The following is a 17903-nucleotide window of genomic DNA, read 5'->3' as shown; positions in this document are numbered from 1 at the left end:
GTTCAGGCGCGGAAGGTCAGCCTCCCGAACTCCTGATGTGTAAACCGAGTGCAGGGAGCGTTGACATGGAAGGTTTCTGGGAATTCTTCTGGTTCATCTTCGTCTGTTTCGCCTTTGTGGCCTACTTGAGCGTGTTGTTCTCGATCATCACCGATTTGTTCCGTGATCACGAGACTTCGGGCTGGGCCAAGGCGCTGTGGATGATATTTCTCTTCGTCATTCCGTTCCTGTCCGCGATGATCTACGTGGTCGTCAAGAACGACGGAATGACGCGGCGGTCGATGGAGGCCGCTCAGCAGCACATACACGCGCAGAGTGATTACATTCGAAACGTCGCCGGGAAGTCGCCGACTCAGCAGATCGCCGACGCCAGAGAGCTTCTCGACTCAGGCGCGATCAACGAAGAGGAATTCCAGGCAATCAAGGCAAAGGCGCTGGCGTAGTTTTCGTATCTTCTGCCCCAGGCCTGGCGTCGTCGGTTCCGGCGTCGTCGGGCCTGGCATCCTCCGCGGCGGCGCGTGCAGGACGAACCAGTATTTCGAGAACTACGAGTGCGACCAGCGCAATGAAGACAATCCAACCCACGACCAATCCTGTGGGGTAGCGCCAGAAGAGCAGCAACAGTGCGGCGATGCCGATGATGGCGCAGCGCAGCGGAACACGAAGCTGATTGGCCCACCGCTCCACCTGATTCGGCGTACGCCCTCTGGAGGAATGCCGGACGAAGTCCAATGCCTGCCCATAGCCTCGGCGAACGGCGATTGCCGACGACGACCCACCGACCAGGTAGGCGCCGAGCCCCACCACCACGCCGAGGACTGCAACCGCGCGAAGACTCGTGCGCAGTGGCACCAGAACTGTGTCGATGACGGCAGTCGCGGCGTCTGGCGAGAGAATATCGGTAGGGACACTGTCGAGGTAGATTGCACGCCCGATGAGAATTCCGATCGCGAGAACAAGCATTCCCAACGCAATCGACAGACCGACCAGTGACAGCGCGCGGAGCCTGCGACCCGTTGGAGCAACGGCGACAGCGGCTGCCGCGCAAGCGATTCCCATCCATGGCAGCACTGCTGAGACCTTGTCGAGTGCCGAGACGACTCGCTGTGCCTTCACGAGTTCGGGGGACTGGAAGAGAACAAATTCCTTGTCCACGGAGGGGATTTTGTCTGCGAAGGCGAAGCCGCGGTCGATCAAGACTGTTTTGACCTTGTCGATGATCGTGCTCAGCGAAATGCTGACGGTTCCGCTCTGATCGACTTCGACGGAGTCGGGTCCGTAGTTGCCGGTCATGACCGCGACGAGGGAGTTGTGCGCAGACCTGTTCGCCTGAATCCACAAGTCTTCGAACTGTTGTGACCGCACGAGTGAGCCCACCGTGTCGTGGACAAAACTCTTCGCCTGACCGGCGATCACCGGGGCCAACCCCACGAGAGCTTGGTCCAGGCGAGGTGCGTTGGCTGCAAGGTTCGACACGTCGGTCAGTGCGGTGAGCGCGTCGGTGGTGAGCCCCTCGACATCGACACGATCGAATATCTCGTCGGTGATCTGATTCGTGATCTCGGCCTGCACGGCGGGATTCTCGCCCAGTGGCGCAACAGTGCTGACGTAACGGTCCGTGTCCAGGATCTGACTTCGGGTGAAGCGCGTGGTCACGGACAAGACTGCGAGTAGCGCGACCAACACGAGCAGAATTACCACGGCGGTCCACCGGAGGCCGTGTCGAGGTGGCCGGGGGACCTGTTCGAGGGGCGTTTCACGGGCGCTGGGAGTGTGCTCGCGAAGCGATGCAACCTCTTGGCGCAGCCTGGCCAGTTCGGCACGCTCGTCCTCGTGGAGCGGGCCGTCGTTCGTGCCGTTTGCCATCGTGTTCCTCTCAGGAGGGAAACTGCTGCCGCACAGATGAAAACGTCGAACTTGATAGGTGGATCCGAAACTGTCGCCTCAGATCACGTCGGGATTCCATGTCGCGACAGCCCAGATGACGAACACGTCGAGCGCGATGATGATGATCGACCACCACGGAGAGTGGGGTAGCCAGAGGAAGTTCGCGAGGATCGACAGAGAACAGATGACTATTGCTCCGACCCGTGCCCACGTCGCGCCGGTGAAGAGCATGATTCCGACCGCGGTGACGAGCACACCGAGTACGAGGTGGATCCATCCCCACGACGTGAGGTCGAATTGATAGGTGTATTCGGGGCCGACGACTGTCACGTCGTCCTCGGATATCGCCGAGATGCCTTGGAGAATTTCGAGCACGCCGACGGTGACGAGGAGCACCGCGCCGCCGAGCGCGCTTCCTTTTGCCACACCCTGTTTGACCAGTGAATCCTCGGACATGACCGCCCCTAGATTTCAAGTGCGAAATTGCCTGGCATAACTCCGTATTTCGACCATTTACGGTGGTGAAGTAGCCCGCCACGGGGCAAATCAAACATTGAGCACTGCTCGTCCTCGCGATATTCACGCGCCTACGAATTCGAAAGAACCTACCGTGATGGCATGGATATGGGGGACGTGGGCAGGTCGACGGCGACTGCACCTGAGGTGATCCGGACGGACCGACTGGTACTTCGCACCTATCGGCCGGGCGATCACCGGGACCTACTCGTCTTCCACGGGCGCAGCGACGTATGCCGGTACCTGTTCAACGAGCCTTGGGATCTCGCGGCGGCCCGAGAGGCCGTGCAGACCAGGATTTCTCGCCGTGACCTCGTGGCCGGTGCCCTGGCGCTTGTTGTCGAATACGACGGTCAGGTTGTGGGAAGCGTGAGTGCGTGGCTTGTCGACGAGCCCGAGCGCACAGCTGAAACCGAGCGCACAGCTGAAACCGAGCGCACAGCTGAAACCGAGCGCACCGCCGAACTCGGGTGGGCGTTCTCGCCCGAGTTCGGCGGCCGCGGATTCGCGACGGAAGCGGTGACGGCTCTGCTCGATTATGTATTCGCGACTCCCCGATTGCACCGCGTGATCGCGCAGATGGATTCGAGAAACGAATCTTCGGCACGACTCGCGCAGCGTATCGGTATGCGGCTAGAGGGACATTTTCGGCAGAACGCGTGGATCAAGAACGAATGGACCGACACTCTGGTTTTCGCGACACTGCGCAGTGAGTGGCCTTCAGGTGCGTGATCCGACCGCGTGGGCTGCTACTTGGCGACCAGTTCGGTCAACTGTGGAACGAGCTCGTCGGTTGCCCACGGGACACTCAGAACGCTGACGTACATGGTCGCCGCTGTCAGGCGATTGTCGGTGATCCACAAGTCCTTTCCGTTGGCGATGACCGGCCACCGCGCGAACAGAGTGTTGGCCAACGTGCTGTCGACTTCCGACTGATCGCTTGCCCATCCGAGATACACGTCTGTGTTGATCGTGTCGAGTTTCTCCATGCTGATGCCGAACAGGAAAGAGTCGCCTGCAAAGTTCTTGGCGCCGTTCACCACGTCGGGAGCAACTGTGAGCCCAAGGTTTTCGACGAACTTGACGCGTGGATCGTCGGGGCCGTAGATGGCGGTTTCGGTTTCTCCCTCGCGGATGTAGGACCCGAAGGCAAAGGTGACCCCGTTGAATTCCGGATGGCTCGCCTTCGACTCCTGGACAGTTTCCTCCGCGGACTTGATCAGCGCAGCGGTCTGAGTGGGGCGACCGAGAGCCTTGCCGACATCGGTGGCCAGGTTCTGCCACGAACTCGGCTGGTACGGCTTGGTGTCGTAGGGGAGTGTCGGGGCGATCGAACTCAGGCGCTGGTAGTCCTGCTCGGAGAAACCGGAATACGGCGCAAGAATCAGATCGGGTGCGACATTGAGTATCTGTTCGAACAGGAGCTCCCCGCTGTCGGAGTAGTACGGCGCAGGCGTGGGCAGTGTGTGGCCCGACTTCTCGAGTTCCGCGCGGGTCCACGGCAGGAAGCCGTCGGCGTCGCCGGCCCACGAGTCCTTCTGCATCGCTACCGGGGTGACTCCGAGGGCGATGACGGTGTCTGCCGCTGCGGAATCGAGGGTGAGGACCCTGGTCGGTTCCTTGTCGATGACGGTTTCACCGAATGCGTGCTTGATCGTGACGGGAAACGCGCCGTCCTCGACGGCGGATGCCGACGAATTGTTTCCTTCGGTCTCGGTCGACGACTGTGTGCAGGCGGTCAGAGGCAGTGCGGCCGCCACCATCAGCGCAACGACTATTCGTCGCCTCCGATGGGGACGAATTCTCTGACGGGCAGATCTGAACACGCGAAACTCCTCGGGATTGATCGGGGAAGTGCTTGCACGACTCAGTGCCTCGAGCACATGAGAGCAGGCTTACCTAAGTGAATGTAGGGCGCGTCCGTGTAGCGAAGGGGCCAGCAGATGTCGACAACAGGTCAGGCTTGCGTCAGTTGACGGCGGCGAGAGCATTGCCGGGGGTGTAGCCGACCGTCTTGCGGAAGGCGGCGATGAACGAACTCGACGTCCCGTACCCGACTCGACGACTGACTGCATTCACACTCATCCCGGTCCCGAGCATTCCCAAGGCCGTACTCATGCGAACCAGGGTGCGCCACTGCGCAAAGCTCAAGGCGAGTTCCGCGGCGAAGATCCGGGTGACCGTGCGTCGGCTGAGATTGAGAACGTGCGCCCACTGATCGAGTGATCGATCGTCCGCGGGATCAGACAGAACTTTGTCGACGAGTATCCGTAGCCGAGGATCGCGGGGGATCGGCACGTCGAAATGCGGGGCCGATGCGGGAGTGAGGAGATCGACGCAGACCTGCTGAGCCCGAAGGCGTTGTTCTGCAGGCATTCCGGTATGGGCGAGGTGGATCAGCAGAACTCGCGCCGCCTCGCTCAGCGTCACGATGCACGGTTCGTTCCAGGCGGGAGTCCACAACTCGGGGGTGAAGAGAGTGGCGCGGAATGCGACGTGGGGATTGGCCTGACCCTCGTGGAGGACCCCGCGAGGGATCCACAGGCCGACGCCGGGCGTGACGGTCCAGAGTTGATTGTCGATGATCATGTTGACGACGCCGCGGTCGGACCAGATGAGTTCGTGCTCGGCATGAGCGTGCTGTGGCCACTGCGTGATGTGGTCGGTCTCGACGATGTACGTCGTCAGTCGAAACGGCGCCGGGACGGCGCGCGCCATCGGGGTGTGGCGTTCGGGTTCCCGTAAGTGCGGACCGTCGTCCAGGTGTGGACCACCGTCGATTTCACGAAGGGCAGGGATCGGCACCGCGGACTACCTCCAAAGCAAAGTTAGGTAAACCTTACACCCTGTTTGCTGGGCTCAGTGGCCCGCACCGAGTTCGATGAGAAGCACGCCTGCCGCGATAAGGCCGATCCCCACGATCATGAGCTTGGTCAGCGGTTCGCGAAAGAGAATGCGGGATGCGATTGCCGTCAGCGCCACCCCACATGCAGTCCAGATGCCGTACGCAACGCCGATCGTCAGGCCCGCGTCGAGTGCGAGCGTGAGGAAAGCGAAAGCGGCGAGGTACCCCACGGCGACAACCGCGAGCCATCGCTTGTCGCTGCCGTCCTGCGACGCCATCCGCAGCGACAACGTCGCGGTGACCTCGGAAATAATTGCAGCGATCAGAAATAGGAAGGTCATGCCGGGTCCACCGGCCCGCTGTCGGCAGCAACCTGGGAACCGAGTTCGACGCACAGCACTCCGCCGATGACCAGGGCAATACCTACGCCCATCGTTGCTGTCAGCGGGTCGCCGAAAAGAAAAGTTGCGAACACGGCGGTCAGGACAACGCCGGTTGCGCCCCAGATTCCGTATGCGACACCGAGTCCCATGCCCTCCCGCAGGACGAACGACAAGGCGGTGAATGCCGCGAGATATCCGCCGACGACCACGATGTACCAAGCGGGGTGATCGAGGGCGGCGCGCAACGACAGAGTCGCAGACACCTCGGTCAGGATCGCGGTGATCAACAGCAGCCATTTCTTCACGGTTCGGATTCTGTCAGGCTCCACGGATTCCGGTCGCGCACTACGGTTGAGACATGACGTGCGTGCTGCTCGGCGGAATCCGCGACGGTGACATCCGCCACGATGTGTCCGGAGGCGACGCAGCCGCGACGCCGATTCTCGACTGGGGCCACCACGACGTGGCCCGCCTATACGAGGACATTGCAGAAGGTGCGATCCAGTCGGCGCAGGAGTTTCTGGTGTCGGCGCATCGCAGCGTCGCTGCAACGATTCGGGCGGTGTACGGACTCGACGACCGGCAGCCCGTCTCGGTGACATTGAGTCGAGGGCGCGGATCATGCAGCCAGAGACTTGCCGTCGTCGAAGCGTTGGCTCGCCGCCGAGGTATCGCCACCCGCGTCCGCGGTCTCGTACTTCGCGGGGAATTCTGGTATCCGCGATTTCGGCATCTACGTGCGGTGATTCCGAAGTCAGTGCTGCTGGCGTGGCCGGAATTTCTGATCGACGGACGCTGGCAGGACATCTCCGAGATCGTTGCACCTGCGGCAGTCTCATCGGTGCAACCGTTCACGAACACCGGCGAGGAAACACTGTTCGACGCGATCGGACGCGCTCCGATCAGCTGGGGTGGATCGGTTTCGTGTGATTGCTTGGACTTCTCCGAATTCGTCGACCGTGATCTGGGCACCTTCGAATCGCGCGACAATCTCTTCGAGGAGTTCGGACAGACGATGTCGACCCCCGCCAGAATTCTCGTCGATCCTGTTTTCCGGAACTGGAGTGCATCCGGCTGACGCGCGACGCGAGGTCTAGGCTGTTCTGCATGTCTGTGCGTACCCCATTGGTCCCTGGAACCGTCTCTCCCGTCCTCGCTGTGCCCTCGAAGATCGAGCGGCCCGAGTACGCGTGGAAGCCGACCGCCAAAGAGGGCAACGAGCCCTGGGTTCAGACGCCGGAGACGATCGAGGCGATGCGCATCGCCAGCAAGATCGCTGCAGGCGCGCTGCAGGAAGCCGGCAAGGCTGTCGCTCCCGGTGTCACGACCGACGAACTCGACCGCATCGCACACGAGTTCATGCTCGACCACGGCGCATATCCGTCGACGTTGGGATACAAGAGCTTTCCCAAGTCGTGCTGCACGTCTCTCAACGAGGTGATCTGCCACGGAATCCCCGACTCGACCGTGATCCAGGACGGAGACATCGTCAATATCGACGTCACCGCGTACATCAACGGGGTTCACGGCGACACCAATGCGACGTTCCTCGCCGGTGACGTGTCCGAAGAGAACCGCTTGCTCGTCGAGCGCACGCACGAGGCAACGATGCGGGCCATCAAAGCCGTCAAGCCCGGCCGCGCGCTCAACGTGATCGGACGCGTCATCGAGTCATACGCCCATCGGTTCGGGTACGGCGTCGTCCGGGACTTCACCGGACACGGAATCGGCGAGACCTTCCACAACGGCCTCGTGATCCTGCACTACGACGAGCCCGCGGTCGAGACGATCATCGAACCGGGCATGGTCTTCACGATCGAACCGATGATCAACCACGGTGGTATCGACTACGAGATCTGGGAGGACGGCTGGACCGTCGTCACCAAGGACCGTAAGTGGACGGCACAGTTCGAGCACACCTTGGTGGTCACCGAGACCGGTGCAGAGATTCTCACCCTGCCTTGAGTTCGGCGATGCGCGGCGCTCTGCTGGTAGCCGGCACGACATCCGACGCCGGCAAGAGCGTTCTGGTGGCCGGATTGTGCCGCATGCTGGCGCGTCGAGGCGTCCGAGTGGCGCCGTTCAAGGCACAGAACATGTCGAACAACTCCGTGGTCACGCTCGACGGCGGAGAGATCGGCCGTGCGCAGGCTCTTCAAGCACGAGCGTGCGGTCTGGAGCCGAGTGTTCGATTCAATCCGGTGCTGCTCAAGCCGGGGAGTGATCGCACTTCGCAACTGGTCGTTCGGGGCAAGGCGATGACCACGGTGGGTGCGCGCGATTACATGCAGCATCGGCAGTGGCTTCGCGCCGTCGTGGCCGAAGATCTCGAATCGCTTCGATCCGAGTTCGACGTAGTGATTTGTGAAGGCGCGGGTTCCCCGGCTGAAATCAATTTACGTGCAACAGATCTCGCGAATATGGGGTTGGCGGAGGCTGCGCAGATTCCGGTCGTCGTCGTCGGTGACATCGATCGCGGCGGCGTCCTGGCCCATCTGTTCGGGACCGTTGCTGTGCTCTCGCCGAGCGACCAGGCATTAATCGCGGGATTTGTGATCAACAAATTCCGCGGTGACGTTGCACTGTTGGAACCTGGACTGGAACAACTGCACAGCCTTACCGGTCGACCCACTCTCGGAGTGATCCCGTTTGCCGACGACCTTTGGCTCGACGCCGAGGATTCGCTTGGCGTCACCGGCAACGCCCCGGTGGGGCGCCCTGGCCCACCCGTCGGCTCGGCCTGGCTCACCGTCGCTGCGGTTCGGCTCCCGCGCATCTCCAACTCGACGGATGTCGAGGCGGTGGCATGTGAACCGGGCGTGGCAGTTTCGTGGGTGACCGATCCGTCGCGGATTCGCGACGCAGACTTGGTCGTGATCCCCGGTAGTAAGTCCACCGTGAGTGATCTCGAGTGGCTGCGCCGTACCGGCCTGGCCGACGAGATCATCGCCCGAGCAGGTCGCGGGCAGGCCGTACTGGGAGTCTGCGGCGGATACCAGATGCTGGGTAATTCCATCGTCGATGACGTCGAATCAGGATCAGGGACTACCGCAGGACTCGGTCTGCTGGACCTCGACATCGAATTCGCTCCGGACAAAGTGCTGGCGCAGGTAACCGGTTCCGCCGACGGTATCTCGGTGTCGGGGTACGAGATTCATCACGGACGCGTCGTGCGCAACGGGGACCGCCCATTGCTGGCGGACGCGGGCGGTGTGCCGGAAGGCAGTGTGCGAGGGTCTGTTCGAGGAACCCACTGGCATGGTCTCCTCGAAAGTGACGACTTTCGGCGCAGCCTGCTGCGTGAGATCGCGGTTCCCGGCTTTGTTGCTGCACCCGACACCTCGGTTGCCGCGGTACGAGAACAACAACTCGACCTCCTCGCTGATCTCGTCGAGCAGCACCTCGATCAGGATGCAGTGGAGAAACTGATCAACGCAGGCGCGCCGATCGGGCTGCCCGTCATCGCGTCCGCACTCGAAGTCTGAGAGCACTCCCGCGGGCGCCGACGTGGACGCGGTAGAATAGCCAGGCCTCACTCCCGCGACGGCTCCCTAGTAGGAGTGTGCGCGGTGACAGATCAATTCGACGGCTTGCTTACCGACTTCAGTGACGAGGTGCTGGTCGACTCGGCAATGCTCGGCGATCATGCGGCCTTCGACGTCATCGTTCGCCGATACGGCCCGCACTTGTATCGATTTGCCCGTCGACTCGTCACCAGTGAGAGTGACGTCGACGACATCGTCCAGGAAACCTGCGTTGCCGCCTGGCGCCAACTTCCGGGGTTTCAGCGGCGCTCGAGCATCAAGACCTGGTTGTTCGCGATCTGTTCTCGCAAGATCTCGGATGTCCATCGAAAAGTCGGCTCCTGCGCCGCCGATGTGGACGGACTTCGGGACGAAGTCGATACTCGATTGCGCGATCCGAGCGAGGAAGTCTGCGGCACAGCATTTCTCGACGCTCTTGAAGCCGAACTCGATCGTCTACCGCTGCGTCAGCGTGCCGCCTGGGTCTTGCGGGAAGTGGAGGGCATGACGTATCCACAGATCGCAGTTGTCCTGGAACTGAGTCCGGACGCGGTTCGTGGCCAACACACTCGGGCGAGGCGGAATCTGGGTCTCGCGCTCGACCGATGGCGATGACGACTCGGCGGTTTGCCGGGTTCTGTCACCGAACTCACTCTCCTGACGGCCCGGGTAGCTGGAAGAATGCTTCGTCGTGGATACCGCTTTCGACCCCAGAGGCTTCGACCCGAGAACCGAGGATTCGGTGCCGTCGGTAATGCCGGACGATGCGACGGCAACGGGTGCTGACGTCGCCGTCGAGGCTGCGGAAACTCGGCTGACTGCAAGCGCGGTCCGGGAGTTGCTGGCAGCGCTCGGAGGAAGTATCGGCGACGAGGACGAACTCGTGGTTTTGCTCCAGCGCGCCGTCGAAATCGCGAACGACGCCATCGAGGGCGCCGACAGCATCGGCGTCACCATCGATCTGGCCGGGCAGACCTACACCGCCGTTCATACCGATTCGCGGACTCTGCGTGTCGACATCGAGCAATACGACGCCGGCGACGGACCATGTCTGCACGCCGCTCGAACCGGTGACACCGTTGTCGTCGACGCCGAGACCAGCGCGGAACGCTGGCCGCGGTTCGCGGCGGCGGCGAAGGACGAAGGGATCAAGTCCTTTCTCGCGGCGCCGCTCTTCACGCCGGATCAGCGACTCGGTTCGTTCAACCTGTACGGACGCGCCCCAGCGGCCTTCGATCGCGTCGACGCGGACGTCATGGAGATTCTCACGACAACGGTCTCACGCGCGATCGGCGACTTCTCTCGTTTCAAGTCCGCCAAGGCGGTGGCTGATGCCTTGCAACGTGCGCTCGAGACCCGGGCGCCGATCGAACAGGCCAAAGGCATGCTGATGGCCATCCATCGGATCGACGCCGACACCGCATTTCACATGCTGCGCAAGCAGTCTCAGACGACGAATACCCGGTTGCGCGACGTGGCAGCCGAGATCGTCGAGACGTATTCGGCGCCGCCTACCGCTGTCTAGTTCGAGGGGGACCGACGTACAGCCTCGAGCGCGACGACGACGCCCGCGGCGACAACCACGTGCATCAGCGCGAGCATGACCGTGCTGGCGGCGTCGAAGTCTGCGGCAATGGTCAAAGCGATGGTGCCGAGCGCAACGACTGCACCCACGACCTGGGCGATGCGGACAATCGGCTCCCACTTCAGTGAGATCAACATTGCGACCGACAAACCGACCAACAGCGGCACGACCGTCAATGTGATGACCCCGCCGGGTGCGACGCCGGCCAGCTTTCCCTGATCTGTCATCTCGAAGGATCCGCCCAATGCGAGGCCGATCAACCACAGGATCAGATTGACGACGAGAGCAATTACCGTGGCGCCGAGTACGGCACGTGGCTTGGTGACGTGGAGGTTGTGTGCGGTTGACGCGATTGCAGACATAGTGTTCTCCCGGCTCGATGCGATGGTCTTGTGACGTCGCTCTGGTGAATAGACCCGCCGGCGGGGAGAAACTCATCGCTGAGGTTGACTACTGCCCGTCGACGACGGGCACTGCGGTGCCGGTGACCGCGATACCGCCGTCGACCGGGATGTCGACCTCGAGCACGCTGGGACGCCCGACGTGTCGGCCCTGGTGGATGGTGATCCGCCGCGGAGTGGCCGCGGGTTCGAGTTTGCGCAGGTAACCGCCGGTCGACGCCGCTGCGGACCCGGTTGCGGGATCCTCGACGATGTTTCCCACCGGAAACAGATTTCGGGCTTCGAATGTGGAGTCGTCGAGGGGATGCAGGATTGTCACCGTGCCGGCCCAACCCTGGGCGTCCATCAGGGTTCGCATCGCTTCGGGATCGAATGTGAACTCGTCGAAAGCTGCCTGCTCTTGTAGTGCGACGATCGGGTGAGTGTTGCCGGCATACGAGAGCATTGCGGGATACCGTACGTCCAGCGCGGACGAATCGATGCCGATGAGCCCGAGCAGTGCCGTCAACACCGCGTGATCGATCGGCGAGACCGACGGTTCGACGCTGGTGAAGGTGGCGGTGGATCTGCCGTCCGCGTCGGTCGCCGTGTCGATCGATACCGGTCCGATCGGCGTCTCGAATGTGAAGGTGCCGGCGCCGTCTCTCTCGGTGAGCGCGATGGCCGTCGCGATAGTGGCATGGCCGCAGAACGGTACTTCGGCGATAGGGGAGAAGTAGCGGATCCGGCTGTGACGCGGATTGCCGCCGAGTTCCGGTTCGATGAGGAACGCCGTCTCTGCATACCCGACTTCAGCTGCAACAGATTGTAATTCGGAGTCGTCCAGCCCACGGGCGTCGAGCAGTACGCCGGCCGGATTGCCGCCGGCCGGATCCGAGCTGAACGCAGTCAGCCGGAGAATGTCGTGAGAAATTGCCATGTCGACCATCTTTGTCCGCTGTCGTCCATCGGGGGAAGAGACATCGCGCGATTGCGGTCCGCGATCTTCGAACTGGACTGCCTCCGGAACAAACCGGCCGCACGGCGTCGTTGGTGCAGATATGAGCAATGACACAGACACCGCCGAAGCGTTGTTCGCACTCGTGGCCCAGGGAAAACAAGGCGTGCTGGCAACCGTCAAGCGTGACGGCCGCCCACAGTTGTCCAACATCATTTACCGCTGGGAAGTCGAGTCGAAGACTGCTTCGGTGTCCATCACAGCCGATCGCGCCAAGAGTAAAAATGCGATCCGCGATCCGCGGGTTTCCCTCCACGTCAGCGCGCCCGACTTCTGGAGCTACGCCGTGATCGAAGGACTTGCCGTGGTGACACCCGTCGCGGCCGATCCTCACGACGAAGTGTCTGACGCACTGGTCGAGCTGTACCGGGACATCAGCGGCCAGGAGCATCCCGATTGGGAGGAGTACCGCGAAGCAATGGTTGTGGAGCGTCGACAGATCCTCACGGTGCGCGCTGATCACGTCTACGGAATGACGAGGCTCCCCAAACCGTCCGGTACCTGAACTGCGTTGGTTCAGGTAGGGAGATAACGTTACGAGTTAACATGTAATGGCGAAGACCGAGTCTCCCGCCCGTATCGGACGACCACGCGACCCAGACAAGGACGAGGCTGTGCTGCTTGCAGCTCGCACACTGCTGGCCGAAGTCGGGTATCAGCAGACGACCATTTCGGCGATTGCCAGGACTGCCGGTGTCAATACGCCGGCCATCTACCGTCGCTGGTCGTCACGGGAAGCCCTGATCGAAGAAGCGGTGCATGGTCCCGGCGGACATCCGCTGCCTCGGTCGACCGGTGATTTGCGGGTGGATCTGACGACGTGGGTGCACATCTTCCTGGTCCGCGCTGCCCGACCCGCGGCGCGGGCCGGAGTTCCTGGCCTGCTTGCCGATTCGCGGACGGCGGAGGCGCGACAACGTCTGTTGGCTATCGGTGCGCCGGTTCGTGCAGCGTTTCAGGATCTGCTGGACGACGCGGTGAGGCGTGGTGAGATCCCGGCAGGTGCAGACGCGATGTTCTTGTTCGATCTGCTGGCCGGAACGACGACAATGCAGGGGCTGACCCGTGGGCTCGAGGGTCAGGACGGCTTTGTAGATGCCCTCGCACGATCTCTGTACGTCCTGGCTGCGCATCCGGCCGACGTCGTCGGGACGGAAGCGGTGGGTCAATGATCTCGGTTTCGGTGGACGGCGGCGTTGCCGTCGTGACCCTCGACAGGCCTGGCAAACGCAATGCCTTCAACAAGCATATGGGTCGGGCATTGGGACAGGCGTACCGAAAGCTCGACGAAGACGATTCCGTTCGCGTGATCGTGCTGACCGGTGCGCCACCAGCATTCTGCGCGGGTGCAGATCTTGGCGACGGCGCCGGCACCTTCGATTCACCTGACGGTGAGCAGTTTTCGTCATCACCGGTGGATCCGCCGGCGTTCGAGTTGCGAAAGCCGGTCATCGCAGCGGTGAACGGACATGCGATCGGAATCGGCCTCACCATCGCGATGCAGGCCGATATCAGAATCTTTGCAGCAGACGCCAAGTATGCAATACCGCAGGTTCGCCTCGGTGTATTGCCGGATGCGATGGCGCATTGGACGATTCCGCGCATCGCCGGAATGGCTGTGGCCGCCGACATCCTTTTGACTGGGAGGACGTTCGACGGAACCGAGGCAATCGGACTCGGATTGGGTAGCCGCTGTCTGCCCGCCGACGAAGTGCTCCCGGCGGCGTTGGAGATCGCCCGAGACATTGCGACGAACACTGCCCCGATGTCCGTGGCACTCTCGAAGCAACTGCTCTGGCAAAGCCAGAGCAGCAGCTATCGACCAGAGACAGTAGCGGCTATGGAAACCGACTTGCATCTACGCGTCATGGGAAACCCGACGCGGTGGAAGGGGTTCGAGCCTTCATGGAACGGCGCACACCTCGATGGGTTTCGAATCTTTCCGACGAGTGGCAGGAAATCCCGTCGGAATGACTCGGCAGTCCGCGGATACTCACTCGCGGACGACTAATGCTCTCGCAGCAACTGTTCGAGACGATGTTTGCAGAACGCAGTGATATCCGTATGTTCGCCGAGTTGGAGATGCGTGGACAGGCGCAGGAGCGGAACAGCAAGCAGAACCGCAGCGACTACCTCGTTGAACACAAGGTTCTCGACCCTCCAGCCGGTCAGTTCCTCGTAGCGGGCAATGGTCTCTTCTCGGCTGGGAGTGCCTGGCAAAGGTGTGTGTCCCTCGAATTCGCTACACGCCCAATCGAGAAACAACAGCCAGGCGAGGTCTGCCTCGTGATCGCCGAGGTAGGCCATCTCCCAATCGAGAACCCCGGCGATCGACTGGTCCGGGCCGTAGAGGATGTTCGACATCCGGGCATCGCCCCAGCACAGTGTCACGTGTTCGGGTTGGTAGATGTTCTCCCTCAGCCAGGCCAGTGCTTTGTCGAATATCGGCGGTAGGTCCGGCGATGCCCAACGAACGGCCCAGTCGAGGTAGTTCACCGCCTGTTCGACCGGATGGGTGCCGAACTTGGGGTAGGAGAGGAATCCGAGTTCGAGCTTGTCCGGGTCCAAACGATGGATCTGCGCAATCGTCTCTACGCATCCCCACCACATCTTCGCTCGGCCTTCCTCGTCGGCGTCGAAGTAGGTTCCGGCGCTGTGATATGACGGAAAGTCGCTGGGCGCCTCGGCATTACCGATTCGGTCCATGACGTAGTAGGGGCTGCCGAGTGGGTTGTCACCGCTGTCGATCCACCGAACGTGGGGGACTGCGAGGTCGGACTTCGCGAGCCTTTGTGTCACGAGGAACTGGCGGCGGAGATCGTAGTCGGGGAACAGCGAAACTTCTGGTGGACGCCGGAAAACGAAACCGCTCGCCTCGCCGGTGGCACCGTCCAATTCGAACAGGTATGTCTCCGTCGAGAATCCGCGTTCGGTGCGCTTGAAGTTGACGATCTTGGCATCCCGAGCACCCGAAATATGCTCCCGGACAAGTGGTTCAAGGGTGGACGCGATGTCTTCGGCGGCTGTTCGGTCAGTCATTGTTCGTCCCTGTCCGCGTGTTGCTCCAATCGGTGTACCCGTAGCGGGGATTGACGCCCATGAAGACCATTTCCACGAGTCCGTATCCGACTTTGTTTCCCATGCGGACCTCGCACAGCGTCTCGCTGAGCATGCTCACCTGCCTTATCTCGTCGAGGTTCGTGATGTCGACAGTGAAACTGTCGCTGAAGTCCTTGCCGCGGTACATGCCGGAGGCGTACCCCCGGTACTCGTCGTAACCGGCCAGTCCGGGCCAGAAATCGCACACTGGATTCACCTCGATCACGTCGGTGGTCCGGTCCGCTCGGTGCACGGTGAAAGTGCCGGATTCGACCACCCGCATGTCGTCACGGAATTTCAGGTCGTGTTCGACGTCGATGATCGGTAGCGCGTCCTTGCCGGAACCGATCGGGAAGAGCACCTCGCCCTCGAACTGCCAGCGCGCGCCGGTGCTGGTTTCGCGCTGCGCGAAATGCACTACCTCGTCGTCGAATTGGAATATCCCCATGTAATAGAGGACTCCGTTCGGAACCTCGGACGGCTGCAGGTTCGCGCCCTCGGACAGACTGCCGCCGCCACCGCCGTGTCGTACGCCCCACGAGTGATCGCGGCCGAACCACCAGTTGTCGGGATCGATGTCGATGCGGGTGCCGTCGATTTCGATCCAACCCGTGATGGTGCCGTTCTGGTAGAAGCGTCGGGCGTCTTCGCGAACGCGGCCGCGCGTGCGATGGAACGCTGCCGCCTGCTCGTACACCGGGAAGTCGCCGTGGAAGTCGAGTTGCAGGCTCAATCCGTGTTCGTTTGCGTCGACCGTGGAACGTACCTGGCGGAGTGGTTCGACGATTTCATAGGTGTACGGCCCCACACTCCACGCTGCCAGTCCTCCGGTCTGAGGGTTCAACTCGGTGGACAGGCGCACCACGCGGGCTTCCTCACCCTTGCGCGTCACCATCGCGTAGGCGTCGAGGACGTTGCGGTTCGGGTATTTGGCCAGCCCCGTCATGATGCTGACCTCGCCCGTTTTGTCGAAGCCGTACATCACGATGCGTTCGGTCCAGCGCAGGTCACTTTGCGAGACGTGGTCGAGTGTCGTCGGGAGTTGATGAATGAGTAGTTCGTCGTGCGGTGTGATCACGGTAGGTCCTTCTGTCAACGGGGTGGATGTCCACAATCTATTACGGAGCGCTACGCAACGTAATGGTTTTCGGCGAAACCGGTCGGGTACTGTCCGCAGTTGTGGACCAACGCAAGGATCGACGTATCGGCACCGTCGGAGTGGGGCGCCCTCGAGATCCGCAGGTGGACGACGCCATCCTCACCGCCGCCCGCGAGTTGCTGGCGGAGCAGGGTTACCAGAAGACCACGATCACAGCCATCGCGCGAAGGGCCGAACTGGGCACTGCCGCAATTTATCGGCGCTGGGCGACCAAGGAATCCATCATCGAGGATGCGGTCTTCGGAATGCAGGATGCGGCGCTACCGGTGACCACGTCGAATTTGCGTGACGACATGCAGGCCTGGACGAGATGGTTCCTCGCGAGAGTTGCCGAACCGGCAACGCGCGCAGCGATTCCCGGCCTGCTGTCGGCCTACCATCAAGAAGACGGCGCCTACGAACAACTGGTTCGGAGATCGGAAGACCCGGCCCGGCTCGCGCTCGCCGAGCGCGTGCGTGTCGAATTTCCCGAGCGGGCCGACGCGGAAATCGTGTCGACCGCCGATGTGGCCTTCGACATTCTCGTTGCAACCACCATCGTGCGGGGCCTCACGAGTGGCCTCGCCGACGGTGACGCGTTCTGTACGCGTACTGCGGACGCACTGGTTCTGCTTCTCACGGCCGCCGGTGCCGAGGCACGTCGATGACCAGCTGAACCGAGGCTGTTCGCCTGGTCAGTCGACCGGGGCTTCGGCCCACCCCCACCCGAGCGAACGGTACATCGGTCGCCTCAGATGCGCCGAAAGCCACTTTCGCTCGGAAGGGAGGGGGTAACGAGGGGGTACAGAGCGAACAAATCGGGCTCGCAGCGGTGGTGTGAATGTATGAGTGGTCATACTTCTGTCGACTCCAGGGTCCTCCACAGTGTGGATCGCGTACCGTTTCCAGACATGGAATTGACTCGAGTAGCGGTGGGCAGTGGTTCGTGCACCGTTCGGATCGACGGGCCGGTCAGCAAGCATGCGGTACTCCTGCTTCCCGGCAAGGGCGACCCCGTCGACTTGTACGACGATGTGTGTGAGCGACTGCATCATTCGGATCTGCGGACCGTCGCGGTGGAATCGATCGAGAATCTCGACGAGACCTCGGCAGTGGTACTGCTGGACGAGTTGAACATCGCCTGGGTGAATCTGGTCGGTCACCGGGAGGGTGCCGATCTCGCGTGGCTGTTGGCTGCACGTCAGTTCGGCCGCTTCGCGAGTTTGATCGCCGTGGACCGTGGTCACCCGTCGGCGAGCGATCTTGCCGGCGTTCCGCCGGTCGAGGTTCCGACCACCGTCGTCGTGGGCAGTGGAGGACGGGCCATCGCCGACGCCAGTGGTCGTTTCGTGTACTCCGACTTTCGCGTGACGGAACTTCCGGGTGTCGACGACGTCGTGAAGTCGGCACCGGCCGAACTCGCAACCGAGATCGTGCTGCGTACCAGCCCCTGGTGACACTCTGACCTACGACAAGGCGGGCACTCCCACTATGTGGAGTGCCCGCCTTGTCGGCGTCATGCGGGTTG

At 62.0% G+C, this 17903-nt stretch carries 21 protein-coding genes and 1 pseudogene; 12 read left to right on the top strand and 10 right to left on the bottom strand.

Going from position 1 to position 17903, the window contains the following annotated elements:
• The first annotated feature begins 65 nt into the window (after positions 1 to 65).
• Positions 66 to 443: an SHOCT domain-containing protein gene (locus I7X09_RS01680; RefSeq protein ID WP_095970695.1), complete on the top strand. Its 378-nt coding sequence runs from the start codon at positions 66 to 68 to the stop codon at positions 441 to 443.
• Here the strand turns inward: I7X09_RS01680 and I7X09_RS01675 are convergent.
• Together I7X09_RS01675 and I7X09_RS01670 are read right to left on the bottom strand one after the other, a co-directional pair.
• A complete protein-coding gene (locus I7X09_RS01675) occupies positions 421 to 1866 on the bottom strand; it encodes a hypothetical protein (RefSeq protein ID WP_200315257.1) in 1446 nt (481 codons plus the stop codon). The two genes, I7X09_RS01680 and I7X09_RS01675, sit on opposite strands and share 23 nt — an antisense overlap.
• A 78-nt stretch (positions 1867 to 1944) precedes the next feature.
• Positions 1945 to 2343 (bottom strand): DUF7144 family membrane protein, encoded by a 399-nt coding sequence (locus I7X09_RS01670; protein WP_124566273.1) that lies wholly within the window; start codon positions 2341 to 2343, stop codon positions 1945 to 1947.
• 162 nt (positions 2344 to 2505) lie between these two features.
• Here I7X09_RS01670 and I7X09_RS01665 point away from each other — a divergent pair, with 162 nt between their 5' ends.
• Entirely contained in the window at positions 2506 to 3135 is a 630-nt protein-coding gene (locus tag I7X09_RS01665; protein WP_200315255.1) for a GNAT family N-acetyltransferase, read from the top strand.
• A gap of 17 nt (positions 3136 to 3152) precedes the next feature.
• On the opposite strand, the gene I7X09_RS01660 is transcribed toward I7X09_RS01665, so the two are convergent.
• From I7X09_RS01660 to I7X09_RS01645, 4 genes are all read right to left on the bottom strand, one after another.
• Positions 3153 to 4229, bottom strand: a complete 1077-nt coding sequence (locus I7X09_RS01660; protein WP_234036772.1) for an ABC transporter substrate-binding protein — start codon at positions 4227 to 4229, stop codon at positions 3153 to 3155.
• A 142-nt stretch (positions 4230 to 4371) separates the two neighbouring features.
• On the bottom strand, positions 4372 to 5208 hold the full coding sequence (locus I7X09_RS01655) for a helix-turn-helix transcriptional regulator (protein ID WP_200315253.1): 837 nt from the start codon (positions 5206 to 5208) through the stop codon (positions 4372 to 4374).
• A 54-nt stretch (positions 5209 to 5262) separates the two neighbouring features.
• A complete protein-coding gene (locus I7X09_RS01650; RefSeq protein WP_095970690.1) occupies positions 5263 to 5589 on the bottom strand; it encodes a DMT family transporter in 327 nt (108 codons plus the stop codon).
• The gene (locus I7X09_RS01645; protein WP_095970689.1) at positions 5586 to 5936 is read right to left on the bottom strand and encodes a DMT family transporter; all 351 of its coding nucleotides are present in this window, start codon (positions 5934 to 5936) and stop codon (positions 5586 to 5588) included. Before I7X09_RS01645 ends, I7X09_RS01650 begins: the two co-directional genes overlap by 4 nt.
• A 53-nt stretch (positions 5937 to 5989) precedes the next feature.
• Here I7X09_RS01645 and I7X09_RS01640 point away from each other — a divergent pair, with 53 nt between their 5' ends.
• The 5 genes from I7X09_RS01640 to I7X09_RS01620 all read left to right on the top strand — a co-directional run bounded on the left by I7X09_RS01640 (position 5990) and on the right by I7X09_RS01620 (position 10680).
• The gene (locus tag I7X09_RS01640; RefSeq protein ID WP_200315251.1) at positions 5990 to 6709 is read left to right on the top strand and encodes a transglutaminase domain-containing protein; all 720 of its coding nucleotides are present in this window, start codon (positions 5990 to 5992) and stop codon (positions 6707 to 6709) included.
• 29 nt (positions 6710 to 6738) lie between these two features.
• Positions 6739 to 7596: a type I methionyl aminopeptidase gene (map, locus tag I7X09_RS01635; protein ID WP_095970687.1), complete on the top strand. Its 858-nt coding sequence runs from the start codon at positions 6739 to 6741 to the stop codon at positions 7594 to 7596.
• A gap of 8 nt (positions 7597 to 7604) precedes the next feature.
• Positions 7605 to 9116 (top strand): cobyric acid synthase, encoded by a 1512-nt coding sequence (locus I7X09_RS01630; protein ID WP_200315249.1) that lies wholly within the window; start codon positions 7605 to 7607, stop codon positions 9114 to 9116.
• A gap of 84 nt (positions 9117 to 9200) precedes the next feature.
• Positions 9201 to 9770, top strand: coding sequence for an RNA polymerase sigma factor (locus tag I7X09_RS01625; protein ID WP_021333021.1), 570 nt, complete (start codon positions 9201 to 9203; stop codon positions 9768 to 9770).
• Between the two features lie 76 nt (positions 9771 to 9846).
• Positions 9847 to 10680, top strand: coding sequence for a GAF and ANTAR domain-containing protein (locus I7X09_RS01620; protein ID WP_200315247.1), 834 nt, complete (start codon positions 9847 to 9849; stop codon positions 10678 to 10680).
• On the opposite strand, the gene I7X09_RS01615 is transcribed toward I7X09_RS01620, so the two are convergent.
• Together I7X09_RS01615 and I7X09_RS01610 are read right to left on the bottom strand one after the other, a co-directional pair.
• Positions 10677 to 11102: a DUF6069 family protein gene (locus I7X09_RS01615; protein ID WP_200315245.1), complete on the bottom strand. Its 426-nt coding sequence runs from the start codon at positions 11100 to 11102 to the stop codon at positions 10677 to 10679. The genes I7X09_RS01620 and I7X09_RS01615 overlap by 4 nt on opposite strands.
• Positions 11103 to 11190: 88 nt before the next feature.
• Entirely contained in the window at positions 11191 to 12060 is an 870-nt protein-coding gene (locus I7X09_RS01610; RefSeq protein WP_234036771.1) for a PhzF family phenazine biosynthesis protein, read from the bottom strand.
• Positions 12061 to 12181: 121 nt separating this feature from the next.
• On the opposite strand from I7X09_RS01610, the gene I7X09_RS01605 reads away from it, so the two are divergent.
• The 3 genes and pseudogenes from I7X09_RS01605 (at position 12182) to I7X09_RS01595 (ending at position 14112) form a co-directional block, all read left to right on the top strand.
• Entirely contained in the window at positions 12182 to 12643 is a 462-nt protein-coding gene (locus I7X09_RS01605) for a PPOX class F420-dependent oxidoreductase (RefSeq protein ID WP_200315241.1), read from the top strand.
• Between the two features lie 46 nt (positions 12644 to 12689).
• On the top strand, positions 12690 to 13310 hold the full coding sequence (locus I7X09_RS01600) for a TetR/AcrR family transcriptional regulator (RefSeq protein ID WP_200315239.1): 621 nt from the start codon (positions 12690 to 12692) through the stop codon (positions 13308 to 13310).
• Positions 13307 to 14112 (top strand): annotated as a pseudogene (locus I7X09_RS01595) (enoyl-CoA hydratase/isomerase family protein). The gene I7X09_RS01600 and the pseudogene I7X09_RS01595 overlap by 4 nt, the downstream one beginning before the upstream one ends.
• A gap of 33 nt (positions 14113 to 14145) precedes the next feature.
• On the opposite strand, the gene I7X09_RS01590 reads toward I7X09_RS01595, so the two are convergent.
• A complete protein-coding gene (locus I7X09_RS01590) occupies positions 14146 to 15177 on the bottom strand; it encodes a phosphotransferase family protein (RefSeq protein ID WP_200315237.1) in 1032 nt (343 codons plus the stop codon).
• Positions 15170 to 16315, bottom strand: coding sequence for a hypothetical protein (locus I7X09_RS01585; RefSeq protein ID WP_200315235.1), 1146 nt, complete (start codon positions 16313 to 16315; stop codon positions 15170 to 15172). Before I7X09_RS01585 ends, I7X09_RS01590 begins: the two co-directional genes overlap by 8 nt.
• Before the next feature lie 26 nt (positions 16316 to 16341).
• On the opposite strand from I7X09_RS01585, the gene I7X09_RS01580 reads away from it, so the two are divergent.
• Complete coding sequence (locus tag I7X09_RS01580) at positions 16342 to 17043, top strand: TetR/AcrR family transcriptional regulator (protein ID WP_234036770.1); 702 nt, start codon at positions 16342 to 16344, stop codon at positions 17041 to 17043.
• Positions 17044 to 17286: 243 nt separating this feature from the next.
• The gene (locus I7X09_RS01575; RefSeq protein WP_200315233.1) at positions 17287 to 17832 is read left to right on the top strand and encodes an alpha/beta fold hydrolase; all 546 of its coding nucleotides are present in this window, start codon (positions 17287 to 17289) and stop codon (positions 17830 to 17832) included.
• The last annotated feature ends 71 nt before the right edge of the window (positions 17833 to 17903 follow it).

The organism is Rhodococcus sp. P-2 (assembly GCF_016598535.1).
In the GTDB taxonomy this organism is placed as follows: Bacteria; Actinomycetota; Actinomycetes; order Mycobacteriales; family Mycobacteriaceae; genus Rhodococcus_F; species Rhodococcus_F baikonurensis.
The sequence above is the reverse complement of the archived record's forward strand: the minus strand, read 5'-3'. Positions and strand labels throughout refer to the sequence as shown.